An 11,700-nucleotide genomic window follows, 5' to 3' on the forward strand; every position below is an offset into this window, starting at 1 on the left:
AACGATGACGACCACCGAAGATCTGATTGCGCTGGAGTCCAGCCTCGGCGCACACAATTACAAGCCGCTCGACGTCGCGCTCGTCAGGGGCGAGGGCGTTTTTGTCTACGACGTGGAGGGCAAGCGCTACCTCGATTGCCTTTCGGCCTATTCGGCGGTCAATCAGGGCCACTGCCACCCGCGCATTTTCGAAGCGCTGGTCGAACAGGCGAGAAAGCTCACGCTCACCTCGCGCGCCTTCCACAACGATCAGCTCGGGCATTTTTATCAGGAGATCGCGGAACTCACCGGCTCGCACAAGGTATTGCCGATGAATACCGGCGCGGAGGCTGTCGAAAGCGCCATCAAGGCCGTGCGCAAGTGGGGCTATGAGGTCAAGGGGGTGGAAAAGGACAAGGCCGAGATCATCGTTTGTGCCAACAATTTCCACGGCAGGACGATGGGGATCGTCGGGTTTTCGACCGATCCGGACGCGCGCACCGGCTTCGGGCCGTTCGCGCCCGGGTTCAGGATCGTTCCCTTCGGCGACGCTGCGGCGTTCGAGAAGGCGATTACGCCCAACACCGTGGGCTTTCTCGTCGAGCCGATCCAGGGCGAGGCGGGCGTGATCATTCCGCCTGCGGGCTATTTCAAGCGCGTCCGGGAATTGTGCACGGAACATAACGTCACGCTTATACTGGACGAGATCCAGACGGGCCTCGGCCGGACCGGCAAGCTGCTCGCCGAGGAGCACGAAGGCATCGAGGCGGACGTGACGCTTCTGGGCAAAGCGCTTTCGGGCGGCTACTACCCGGTCTCCGCGGTGCTTTCCAATTCCGAGGTGCTCGGCGTTTTAAAACCCGGCCAGCACGGTTCGACCTTTGGCGGCAACCCGTTGGCCTGCGCCGTGGCGCGCATGGCGCTCAAGGTGCTGGTGGACGAGGGCATGATTGATAACGCCGCCGATCTCGGGCCCTATTTCCTCGAAGGGCTGAAGTCGATCAAATCCAACCATATCCGGGATGTGCGCGGACGCGGGCTGATGCTCGCGGTCGACTTGCACCCTGAAGCGGGCGGGGCACGGGAGTTCTGCTACAGGCTGCGCGACAAGGGTATTCTCGCCAAGGACACGCATAACGACACGATCCGCATCGCGCCGCCGCTGGTCATAACCAAGGCGCAGATCGACGACGCGCTGGAGGTGTTCGACACGGTGCTGTCGACCTGACCGTCGGAATTAGGCCCGCATGTTCGCTTCCAGCCTGGCGTACAACTCCATCTCCGCGTTCAGCGTCGCGCCGAGCACGAAAATAAGCGCGGAGTTATAGAGCCAGAGCAGCAGCACGACAGCCGCGGCGAGCGATCCGAAACTGGTTTCGAAGGTGCCGAAATTCTCGACGTAGAGCGAGAACAGCACGCATCCGATCATCCACAACAGCGACCCCAGCAACGCGCCCGGCCAGATCCAGCGCAGCCGCGCGTAACGTTTGCCCAAAGCAAACCTGTAAAGCAGCGAAAATGCCATTACAGCGAGGGCGAGAAGAGCGGGCCAGCGCAGGACCAGTGCGATCGCATCGGTCGGTCCGGGCAGCGGCAGGAAAGAGACGACCGCGGGCAGGGCGGCAACGAGCGACAAGGACACGATCAGGAACATGGCGCCGCCGACCGTGACGCCGACCGAGAGCAGGACCCAGGCCACAAAGCCCCGGTCCACCGTTTCGTGATAGGCCGCACCTGCCGCGTAGATCAGCGCATTGGTGCCGCGCGAGCCGCTCCAGAGCGCAAGGATTGTCGAAATGACCAGACCCAGCCCGAGCCCGTCGCGCGGCTGGTTGATCAGGTTCTGCAGCCGCTCTTCAATGACATTCAGTGCGATCTCCGGAACGAACGCGGCGATACGCTGGAGTTGCTCGTCGATGAACCCCGGATCGGCGAGCAGACCGACGAGAAGGACGGCAATGGCAACCGCCGGAAAGATCGAGAGGAACCCGAAAAACGCAACCCCGGCGCAGCGCAGCGAGGTGTCCATGTTCGCCATGGCCTTTATCGTACGCCAGACGATGGTGCCCCAACCGCTCAGGGATATGCGGGTCGGTCTGTAGGCGCCGTGCAGGGTGCGGGCCATCACGACGAACTGCTGAGAATGGCCTCGATTTTTTCGACCGGATGATTGGTCAGCGTCTTGGGAACTTCGCCGATCACCTTGTCGGCGACCTCGGCGTGCAGTTCCTTGCGCAATTCACCCAAGATCCGGGGCGCGGCGCACAGCACGATCTGCTTGAAGCGATTGTTGTGCGCATATTTGTAGAGCAATTCGGCGGCATCCTTGGCGAACCGATCCTCTGCGAGCCGGTGCCAGTCGGTCTGCTCCACCGAACTGCGCTGGCCCGGACCGCTGTCGTTCATACGGCCGGGCGCGTCGGTGCCCTGCTCCCGCGTCGGCGGGTTCTCCTGTTCAAGTTCCTGGACAACCTTGAAAACTGGCGTTTTCCGATTTCCGGTGTTCTCAAAGAAGAGGGCCTTTTCGCCATCGGCGACCAATACCCAGACCTTCTTGTCCAACCTGAAATCCATCTCCTGCATGCCAAGTCTCCTTCATTGGTTGTCCCAAAGGCAACTCGCAGGACGCGGCGACTGTTCCTGATTTATCAGTCTGACGAAAAATCGGCCGGCTTGGCAAGACCCGAGAGGGCCATCGTGACCACCAGGAGGAAGGCGAGGCAGATGTAAATCGTTGAAAACGAAATACGCTCTGCGATGAATCCGATTGCACCCGGTGCGACCAGAATGCCCGAATAGCCCATCACCGTCACCACCGACATGCCGATGCCTGCCGGGATGCCGGGCAGGTTTCCGGCGGCCGAAAAGGCGATCGGGACCAAATTGGCGATCCCGATACCCGCAAAGGCGAAACCGAAAATCGCGACCGCCGTATTGGGTGCCAGACCGGCGATGACAAGGCCGACGAGCGCGAAGCCGGCACTCACACGCAGCGTCGTCACCGCGCCGAGCTTGTGACGGATCGTGTCGCCGGCAAAGCGCACCAGCGCCATCATGCCCGAAAACGCAGCGAACCCGAACGCGGCAAACGAAATATCGGCGCCCATCTCCCGCTGCAGATAGACCGCAGCCCAGTCGAGGATGGCCCCCTCCGGAATCATGGAAAAAAGCGCCATGATGCCCAGGAGGTAGGGAAGGGGCGAACGTGGCAGCGCGAGCCTGGTTGCCGCCTTGGTCTCGGGCGTGGGGTGGTCCTTGATGATGAGCGGAAAGACCAAAGCAATCACGGCCGTTGCCGCGAGGGTCAGCACAACCGCGTGCCAGACCTCGCCCAGCGCCGAGGCGAGAATGCCGCCCGAGCCGGCACCGATGAGCCCGCCGAGGCTCCAGAAGCCGTGGCAGGATGACATGATCGCCTTGCGCATATGTTTTTCGACAGCGACCGCGTTGGCGTTCATCGCGACATCCATGCCGCCGATAAAGGCGCCGAAGAGGAATGCCGCGGCACCGACCAGCCAGACATTGGGCGCCAGCGTCACCAAAAGCAACGTCGGCAAGGCGAGAACGGCGGCGATGCGCACCGCGAAGGCGGAACCGTTGCGTGCCGTAAGCGCGCCGAAAACCGGCATGACAACAACCGAGCCGAGGCCCAGCATCAGCACCAGAATGCCGGCGACCGCCTCTCCAATGTCGAGCCGGTCCATCAAAAGCGGCACCTTGGGCGCCCAGTTGCCCACAAGGAACCCATTGACAAGAAAGAGCACAGAGACCGCAACGCGCTCTGCGCGCAGGCCGAACGGAAGGCTCGTGCCGCGGCGCGGCATTGTCGTTTCACTCATACCAAGAATCCCCTGAAGCCGGCATTTCGGCCACTGATATGTTAGGTATGAGCTTATAATTGCGGCGCGTGCAAGGCGTCCGGCAAGGCAAATTTGAGCCGGCGTGTTTTTGTGTGGAATCTGTGCCAATAAGGCACCATATCTCTACGCCACGATTGGCTTTTCCTTCCGGAATCGCCTACATCTCACTCAAGCGAAACGATACAGATCGAGTATTGTGACAGACACCCCAGAAGACGGCGCCGGCGGCATTCTGCCTACCGGCATCAATCCTGTTTCCATTACGGACGAAATGCGCCAGTCCTATCTCGATTACGCCATGAGCGTGATCGTAAGCCGGGCGCTTCCCGATGTGCGCGATGGATTGAAGCCCGTGCACCGGCGCATTTTGTACGCCATGCACGAACTCGGGTTCGAGCATAACAAGTCGTACCGCAAATCCGCCGTTACCGTCGGCGAGGTGATGGGTAAGTACCACCCCCATGGGGACTCGGCGATCTACATGTCGCTGGTGCGCATGGCACAGCCGTTCTCGATGCGCGTGCCGCTCATTGACGGGCAGGGCAATTTCGGCTCGGTGGACGGCGATATGCCGGCGGCCATGCGCTACACCGAAGCGCGCATGGAAAAGGTCGCCAAGGAACTGCTCGACGACCTCGACAAGGACACGGTCGATTTCCGCGACAACTATGACGGTTCCGTTGAGGAGCCCTCGGTGCTGCCGGCGCGGTTCCCGAACCTCCTGGTCAATGGCGGCGGCGGCATCGCCGTGGGCATGGCGACGAACATCCCGAGCCACAACCTCGGAGAGGTGATCGACGCCTGCCTTGCGGTGATGGACAACGCCGATATCACCGTCGAAGAACTGATGCAGATCATGCCCGGTCCCGACTTCCCGACCGCGGGGATCATCCTCGGGAAATCCGGCATCCGCTCAGCCTACGAGACCGGCCGTGGCTCAATCCTGATGCGCGGCAAGGTCGAGGTCGAGGAAATCCGCAAGGAGCGCGAGGCGCTCATCGTCACCGAAATTCCCTATCAGGTGAACAAGGCGACGATGATCGAGAAGATCGCCGAAATGGTGCGCGACAAGCGCATCGAGGGGATTTCCGACATTCGCGACGAGTCCGACCGCCAGGGCATGCGGGTGGTGATTGAACTCAAGCGCGACGCGGTTGCGGACGTGGTGCTCAACCAGCTCTACCGCTATTCGATGCTGCAGACCTCGTTCGGCTGCAACTTCGTGGCGCTCAACGGCGGTAAGCCCGAGTTGATGCCTTTGAAGCGGATCTTGGAGGCCTTTCTCCAGTTCCGCGAGGAGGTCGTCACCCGCCGGGCGCGCTTCCTGCTCAACAAGGCCCGCGATCGTGCCCACGTGCTGGTCGGCCTGCTGGTTGCGGTCAATAACGTCGACGAGGTCATCCGTCTCATCCGTTCGTCGCCCGACCCGGCGACGGCGCGCGAAAAGCTGCTCGAGCGGAACTGGCCCGCCAGCGACGTCGAGGGACTGATCCGGCTGATCGACGATCCGCGCCACCAGATCAACGAGGACGGCACGTTCAAGCTCTCGGACGAACAGGCCCGCGCCATTCTGGCGCTGACGCTGTCGCGTCTGACGGCGATGGGGCGCGATGAAATCGGCAACGAACTCAATAGCCTGGGCGAACAGATCGAGGACTATCTCGATATTCTGCGCTCGCGCGAGCGTGTGCTGACGATCATCCGCGACGAGCTCAACGAGGTCAAAGAGCAGTACGCGACCCCGCGCCAAACGCAGATCGACGAATTCGCCGGCGATATGGACGACGAGGATCTGATCGCCCGCGAGGATATGGTCGTGACCGTCACCCATGCCGGCTACATCAAGCGCGTGCCGCTTTCGACCTACCGCGCCCAGCGCCGTGGCGGGAAGGGGCGCTCGGGTATGGCGATGCGGGACGAGGACTTCGTCGCGCGGCTCTTTGTGGCCAACACGCATACGCCGGTTCTGTTCTTCTCCTCGCGCGGGATCGTCTACAAGCTCAAGGTCTGGCGGTTGCCGGTGGCCGCGCCCAACGCACGCGGCAAGGCACTGATCAACATGCTGCCGCTCGAGGAGGGTGAACGCATCACCTCGATCATGCCGCTGCCCGAGGACGAGGAGAGCTGGAGCGAGCTTGACGTGGTCTTCGCGACCCGCAGCGGCAATGTGCGGCGCAACAAGCTCTCCGATTTCGTCGAGGTGCGCCAGAACGGCAAGATCGCCATGAAGCTCGACGAGGGCGATGGCATTGTCGGCGTGGAAACGGCGAGCGTGGACGACGACATCCTGCTCACCACATCGGCCGGGCGGGCGATCCGGTTCGAAATCGACAAAGTGCGCGTCTTCAAGGGCCGCGATTCGACCGGCGTACGGGGCGTGAGCATGGAAGAGGGCGACGAGGTCATCTCGCTCTCGATCCTGCGGCACTTCGAGGCGACGCCTGCCGAGCGCAACACGTTCCTCAAGCAATATGGCGCCAACAGGCGCGCGGCGACGGGCGAAGAGGCCGAAACCGACGTGCCCGCATCCGAGGAGGGCGACGAAGCCGGCGAAACAGCGCTCTCGGTCGAACGCTACGCCCAGATGGACGCTGCGCAGCAGTTCATCCTGACGATCAACGAGAAGGGCTTCGGCAAGATCTCCTCCTCGTACGATTTCCGCACGTCGAACCGCGGCGGCAAGGGCATCCAGGCAACGGATCTCTCCAAGATCAAGGAGATCGGCAGCCTGATCGCGGCGTTCCCGGTGGACGAGACCGACGAGCTGATGCTCGTTTCCAACGGCGGGCAATTGATCCGAGTGCCCGTCGAGGGCATCCGCTTCGCGTCGCGGGCGTCCAAGGGCGTGCGTGTGTTCCATACCGCCGCGGACGAGAAGGTCGTCTCGGTCGAGCGGATCACCGAGCCCGAAGGCGGAAATGGCGACGAGGACGAGGGCGCCGAAGACGACGGACCGGCAGACAGCGAATAAGCCATGGAAGCGGCGCGATCGCAGCCTCGAAACGGCTATCGCGCCCTTCTGGCCCGTCCGGTACCGCGCCGGCTCGCATTGGCGAGCGTACCGGCGGATTTCGCGGATTGGCTCGACTATGCGGCGGTCGTCGCGCTGCTGGTCTACAGCTGGGGCGAGGGCCCGTTCGTCCTGGCGTTCTTCGCCGTGGCGCTGGCCTTGCCCTATATCCTTGTCGGACCGTTCGCGGCGCTTCTGGTCGACTGCAGCCCGCTCGGGCGGGTGCTTTTTCTGAGCAATCTCGGGCGCGGACTTGCAACCTTCGCGCTGGTTTTCGCACCCAATCCCGCTGTCGTGCTCTTGCTTGTCTTTGCGCGCGGCTGTGTGGATTCCGCGTTCACGCCGGCCCGGCAATCGGCAATCCAGGCCTCGACGCCCGATGCGCTTCTGCCCACGGCCAACGGGCTGCATCAGGCGATCAACCAGACATCGAAAATCGCGGGCCCGGCAGTCGGCGGGTTTCTTCTGGCGGTGATGCCCGCGCAGGGCGTGTTCGGGGTCAACGCCGTGCTGTCGCTCATCGCCGCCCTCATGGTCCTGGGACTTGACCTGCCGCGCGCCGAATTGCCCGGGGAGAAGAAGCCCGAAGGGTTCTTCGGCGAAATGCTCGCGGGGGTCCGCGAGTTCGGACGTTCGCGGCTATTGCTGCTCGCACTCATTTATACCGGCGTCGCGTTCTTCGCGATTTTCCTCTTCGATGCCCTCCTGGCACTGCTGACCGCGGAGTTCGGCTTCGATGCGACAGCATTCGGGCTCTCGATTGCCGTTTCGGGAGCGGGCGGCCTCGTCGGTGCGCTGATCGCCGGGGCGATGGCGCTCAGGCAGCCACTGGGGGTCATGGCGGCCACTTCGTTGCTTTCCGGTGCGTTCACAATCGGACTGGCTGTCGCGGCAATGACCGGCTATCCGCTTGCGTTCGCCGCCTTTCTTGTCGCGCTGGGCGTGATGGGCGGCTCGACCGCGTTCATGATGGTGCCGTACCGCACCATCATCCAGCGCCACACCCCGCCCGACCGGATCGCGCGGGTCTACGCGGCCGGGGAGGCGGTGACCATGATCGTCATGCTCTCCGCGCCGTTCCTTGGCAGCCTGGTCGCGACGGCATACGGGACCGGCGCGGCGTTTCTTGCGGGCGGCGGGTTGCTCGCAGCCCTGGGCGCGATCACCCTCGTGGTGCTGCTCATTCGCAGGCCCTAGAGCTATTCCGATTTTGATAGAAAACCGGGCTCTAGATCTTTGTTTTGTCGCGTTTCCGAAACGGAAAAGTCTATCAACTTTTCCTGGAAACACTCTAGCGCTTGCGCGCCACCAGAATGACCGGTTCGATCTGCCCGGCCTCATAGGCCGAAAGGATGTTGGCGAACTTCTCCCCGGCATTGGCACCGGTCAGAAGATGCAGCCCGAGCGGGCCGGGGCCGTTCTTTTCCGTCTCGGCGAGCGCCTTGCGGTAGTAGGGGACCGCCTCCTCGCGCAGATTGCGCTCGGCGACGATCTCAAAGCCCGCGGCCTCAAGGAAGGCGACCGTTTCATCCCGCGTCCTGATGTGGCTCCTCGCCTCGGTTTCCGACCAGGGCATGGGGTAGGGCACGCCGGGCGCGGGCCCCTTCATCACGTCGAAGACGCAGAACATGCCCGCCGGTTTCAGGACGCGGGCGACTTCGGCGTAGAAGCGGTCGCGGTCCGCGACGTTCATGCCGACGTGAAAGGTGATCGCCGCATCGAAAGTGGCGTTTTCGAACGGCAGGTCCGTGACGCTGCCCTCGGTGAAGCGGCAGTCTTGGGAAAGACCCTGACGGCGCGTCAACTCGCGCGCTGCCGCGACATAGTCGGGCGTGACGTCGATGCCGTCGACGGTGCAGCCATATTCGGCCGCGATCACACGGGCCGGGCCGCCGAGCCCGCTGCCGGCGTCGAGGACGCGGGCACCCTGAGACAGGTTCATGAGGTCGAGCGCCGCGATCGTCCCGGTGCGCCCCAGCGTGTGAAATTCGTCGACCGGCGCGAGGTCGGTCGTCCCGGCGCGGTCCCGGGAGACACCGGACGCGTCAAGTCCGGCGTCGATGACGGCGATCAGGTCCGGGTGGGCATAATGGGCCGCGACATCGGCGGTACGGTTTTCCATGGCGGTTCCTCCTGTGTCTTTGCTGGCCATGGGTCAAATAATCGCCGAATGGGTGCGGCTGACTAGTACACAATGTGTAGTGGCGAAGCCCTGCCTGCCGGTGCAGAATGGCGAGGGAGGATACGATGCGCAGTTATGGCCAGTTCTGTCCCGTTGCGAAAGCCGCCGAGGTGTTCTGCGAGCGCTGGACGCCGCTGATCATCCGCGAGCTCGGCGACGGCCCGCGGCGGTTCTCGCAGCTCCAGCGCGGGGTGCCGCTGATGTCACCAAGCCTGTTGTCACGCCGGCTCAAGCAACTCGAGGCCGAGGGGGTCGTGAGGCGCGTGCACCTTAAAGGAGAAAGCTCCAGCGCCTATTCGCTCACGGAGGCGGGCCGCGAATTCGTTCCGCTCGTCGAAACGCTGGGCGTCTGGGGCATGCGATGGTCCCGCCGCGAACTTGCCGAACACGAGATCGACATGGGGCTGCTGCTCTGGGCGATCGAGAAAGGCGCCGACCCCGGCGCGCTCGGCAAGTCGCGGTCTGTGGTGCAAATGGCATTCGACGACCAGCCGGCGCATAAGGCAACATGGTGGTTCGTCAACGAAAACGCCCGATGCGCCCTGTGCGTCGACGATCCGGGCTTCGATGTTGACCTTTACGTTTCAGGAAGCCTCGAGGACGTGACCTATCTGGTCCGTGGCGATGTCCCGCTCAACCGCGCGCTCGAGGAGGGCCGCGTAGAGGTGCACGGATCGCGCGACATGCGCCGGCGTTTCGCCGATTGGCTCAATCTCGGGCCGTTGGCGAGCGTTGCCTCGCGGCGGGAACGGCTTGCGGTTTGAGGCGGATACAGGACGCATTTCTTTTCGCTTGATCTTTCCCGCGATTTCGGGATGGCTCGGTGCACAATGGAGGCTGTCCCATGATCGATCCCACAATCCTCATCACCTATATCGCCGCCTGTTTCCTCTTTTCCATCGTACCGGGTCCGTCGGTTTCGGTCGTGGTCGCCAATGCATTGGGCGGCGGAACGCGGGCCGGGCTTTTGACGATCCTGGGGACGGAAATCTCGATGTTCTCGATGGTGCTGATCGTGGCGCTCGGGCTCGAAGCCGTGATGGCGGTCGTCGCTGAGGCGTTCACCATCATCAAGCTGATCGGCGCGGGCTACCTCATCTGGATCGGCTGGAAAATGCTGACCTCCTCGGGCGAGCTCGACCTCCATGCCAGCCGCCGCATGTCGGCGCGGCGCTATATCTGGCAGGGTGCATTGGTGAACTGGGCCAATCCTAAAACACTGCTGTTCCTCGGGGCCTTCCTGCCTCAGTTCGTCGATCTCAACCGCCCGGCATTCGAGCAGATCATGGTGCTGGGTCTTATCGTGATGGCGGTCGCGACGGTGACCGACGCGCTTTATGCGTTCGCCTCGGGGCAGGCGCGGCATCTGCTTTCGGCGGCACGTGTCCGGCTGGTCAATCGCGTCTCGGGCGCGGTGCTTATATGCGGCGGCGTCTGGCTAGCGCTCCAACGCCGCGCATAGGCCTTACTTGAAGGCGTAGTGGAGCCTGACACAGCCCCTGTCGATAGCGTTGGCGGCAATGAGAGTCGGCGATGCCCTGACGCTGCTCGCGGGAAAGAGCAGGGGGCCGTCGCCGATGATTTCGGGAATGACATAAATCTCGATCTCGTCCAGCGCCCCGCGCTCCAGAAACGCCGTCTGCAGCTTGCCGCCACCGAGCATCCACACGTCGCCATCGTCGAGCGCACGCAGCTCGGCAATGAGCGCGTCGACGTCGCTCCGGATCGTAAGCTCTCCCATCGGCGCCTCGATCGGACGCGAGGTCACGACGATGACGCGCTTGCCCTCATAGGGCCAGGGGGAGGGTTGACGGGCGATAAAATCATAAGTGGCCCGCCCCATGACGAGCGTCTTTATGCCCGCAAGGAAGGTCCGGTAGTCGTGCACGCCGAGGTCCATGTCGTCATATTTGAACAGCCAGTCGAGGCCGTCAGCGGCAGTTGCGATGCGTCCGTCGAGGCTGGTGGCGATGTAACCAAGAATTCTGGCCATGATGATTCTCTCCTGTTATCGTGCGCCCAGAATAATAAACGAATGTTCGTTTACAAATGGAATTTCTATGGCGCGTCCCAAGACCATCACTGACCAGGGCGTTCTCGATGCCGCGATCGCAATCATGCAAGAGAGAGGACCGGATGCGTTGACCTTTGCCGCGGTCGGGAAAACCGTTGGCCTATCGCCGGCAACGCTGGTGCAACGGTTCGGGACAAAGCAGACGATGATCCGGGCGGCGCTATCCCAGCTCTGGGATAAACTCGATGCCCTCACCGCGCATGCCGACACGGTATGCGCGGATTCGCCCGAGGGTGCGGTGGCGCTGCTGATGCAACTTTCGGTATCGGCGCCTGAGATCGAAGACTACGTGCAGGGGCTCTCGCTCCTGCGCGAGGATATGCGCGATCCGGTCTTGCGTCGGCGCGGGGCAGCATGGGGAAAAACCCTCGCCGCGGCACTTGGCCGGCGGCTGACGCGCGATCCCGACCGCCAGAACCGTCTCGGGCGGCTGATGGCGGCCCAATGGCAGGGCGCGCAATTGTGGTGGGCCTTCGAGCGTGACACGGCGCCGGCCGAAGACATCGAAAACGATCTGCGCGCCTTCTGCGATCTGATTGCCGACAGGCCCGGCTAGCGGGGCGTCGCGGCGAACCCCGGCGCGTACCGGCTTGCG

11 protein-coding genes are annotated in these 11,700 nt (G+C 63.1%); 6 read left to right on the top strand and 5 right to left on the bottom strand.

Annotated elements, in window-relative coordinates; translation table 11 throughout:
- Positions 1-4: 4 nt before the first annotated feature.
- On the top strand, positions 5-1,207 hold the full coding sequence (gene rocD / locus LSG43_RS13725; protein WP_231805166.1) for an ornithine--oxo-acid transaminase: 1,203 nt from the start codon (positions 5-7) through the stop codon (positions 1,205-1,207).
- 9 nt (positions 1,208-1,216) lie between these two features.
- Here the strand turns inward: rocD and LSG43_RS13730 are convergent, their stop codons facing one another.
- The 3 genes from LSG43_RS13730 to LSG43_RS13740 form a co-directional block, all read right to left on the bottom strand.
- Positions 1,217-2,104, bottom strand: a complete 888-nt coding sequence (locus LSG43_RS13730) for a YihY/virulence factor BrkB family protein (protein WP_231805168.1) — start codon at positions 2,102-2,104, stop codon at positions 1,217-1,219.
- On the bottom strand, positions 2,104-2,541 hold the full coding sequence (locus LSG43_RS13735) for a host attachment family protein (RefSeq protein ID WP_439652036.1): 438 nt from the start codon (positions 2,539-2,541) through the stop codon (positions 2,104-2,106). The genes LSG43_RS13730 and LSG43_RS13735 overlap by 1 nt, the downstream gene beginning before the upstream one ends.
- A gap of 86 nt (positions 2,542-2,627) precedes the next feature.
- Positions 2,628-3,803 (bottom strand): MFS transporter, encoded by a 1,176-nt coding sequence (locus tag LSG43_RS13740; RefSeq protein ID WP_439652043.1) that lies wholly within the window; start codon positions 3,801-3,803, stop codon positions 2,628-2,630.
- 232 nt (positions 3,804-4,035) lie between these two features.
- On the opposite strand from LSG43_RS13740, the gene gyrA reads away from it, so the two are divergent.
- Complete coding sequence (gene gyrA, locus LSG43_RS13745; RefSeq protein WP_369412492.1) at positions 4,036-6,810, top strand: DNA gyrase subunit A; 2,775 nt, start codon at positions 4,036-4,038, stop codon at positions 6,808-6,810.
- A 3-nt stretch (positions 6,811-6,813) separates the two neighbouring features.
- Positions 6,814-8,046 carry an MFS transporter gene (locus tag LSG43_RS13750; RefSeq protein ID WP_231805174.1) on the top strand — a complete coding sequence of 411 codons (1,233 nt, stop codon included), beginning with the start codon at positions 6,814-6,816 and terminating at the stop codon, positions 8,044-8,046.
- Positions 8,047-8,140: 94 nt separating this feature from the next.
- Here the strand turns inward: LSG43_RS13750 and LSG43_RS13755 are convergent, their stop codons facing one another.
- Positions 8,141-8,971, bottom strand: coding sequence for a class I SAM-dependent methyltransferase (locus tag LSG43_RS13755; RefSeq protein ID WP_231805176.1), 831 nt, complete (start codon positions 8,969-8,971; stop codon positions 8,141-8,143).
- Between the two features lie 125 nt (positions 8,972-9,096).
- On the opposite strand from LSG43_RS13755, the gene LSG43_RS13760 reads away from it, so the two are divergent.
- Positions 9,097-9,795, top strand: coding sequence for a winged helix-turn-helix transcriptional regulator (locus LSG43_RS13760; RefSeq protein ID WP_231805178.1), 699 nt, complete (start codon positions 9,097-9,099; stop codon positions 9,793-9,795).
- Positions 9,796-9,875: 80 nt separating this feature from the next.
- Complete coding sequence (locus LSG43_RS13765; RefSeq protein WP_231805180.1) at positions 9,876-10,493, top strand: LysE family translocator; 618 nt, start codon at positions 9,876-9,878, stop codon at positions 10,491-10,493.
- A gap of 3 nt (positions 10,494-10,496) precedes the next feature.
- Here the strand turns inward: LSG43_RS13765 and LSG43_RS13770 are convergent, their stop codons facing one another.
- Positions 10,497-11,024, bottom strand: coding sequence for a dihydrofolate reductase family protein (locus LSG43_RS13770; protein WP_231805182.1), 528 nt, complete (start codon positions 11,022-11,024; stop codon positions 10,497-10,499).
- 67 nt (positions 11,025-11,091) lie between these two features.
- Here LSG43_RS13770 and LSG43_RS13775 point away from each other — a divergent pair, with 67 nt between their 5' ends.
- Complete coding sequence (locus LSG43_RS13775) at positions 11,092-11,661, top strand: TetR family transcriptional regulator (RefSeq protein ID WP_231805184.1); 570 nt, start codon at positions 11,092-11,094, stop codon at positions 11,659-11,661.
- The last annotated feature ends 39 nt before the right edge of the window (positions 11,662-11,700 follow it).

Origin of the sequence: Pelagibacterium xiamenense, from assembly GCF_021166475.1 — a bacterium.
In the GTDB taxonomy this organism is placed as follows: domain Bacteria; phylum Pseudomonadota; class Alphaproteobacteria; order Rhizobiales; family Devosiaceae; genus Pelagibacterium; species Pelagibacterium xiamenense.

What these genes read in the sequence shown, in the direction of transcription:
- rocD (WP_231805166.1), top strand. Translation starts at nt 5, where the DNA reads ATGACGACCACCGAAGATCTGATTGCGCTGGAGTCCAGCCTCGGCGCA.
- LSG43_RS13730 (WP_231805168.1), bottom strand. Translation starts at nt 2,104, where the DNA reads ATGGCCCGCACCCTGCACGGCGCCTACAGACCGACCCGCATATCCCTG.
- LSG43_RS13740 (WP_439652043.1), bottom strand. Translation starts at nt 3,803, where the DNA reads ATGCCGCGCCGCGGCACGAGCCTTCCGTTCGGCCTGCGCGCAGAGCGC.
- LSG43_RS13750 (WP_231805174.1), top strand. Translation starts at nt 6,814, where the DNA reads ATGGAAGCGGCGCGATCGCAGCCTCGAAACGGCTATCGCGCCCTTCTG.
- LSG43_RS13755 (WP_231805176.1), bottom strand. Translation starts at nt 8,971, where the DNA reads ATGGAAAACCGTACCGCCGATGTCGCGGCCCATTATGCCCACCCGGAC.
- LSG43_RS13760 (WP_231805178.1), top strand. Translation starts at nt 9,097, where the DNA reads ATGCGCAGTTATGGCCAGTTCTGTCCCGTTGCGAAAGCCGCCGAGGTG.
- LSG43_RS13765 (WP_231805180.1), top strand. Translation starts at nt 9,876, where the DNA reads ATGATCGATCCCACAATCCTCATCACCTATATCGCCGCCTGTTTCCTC.
- LSG43_RS13770 (WP_231805182.1), bottom strand. Translation starts at nt 11,024, where the DNA reads ATGGCCAGAATTCTTGGTTACATCGCCACCAGCCTCGACGGACGCATC.
- LSG43_RS13775 (WP_231805184.1), top strand. Translation starts at nt 11,092, where the DNA reads ATGGCGCGTCCCAAGACCATCACTGACCAGGGCGTTCTCGATGCCGCG.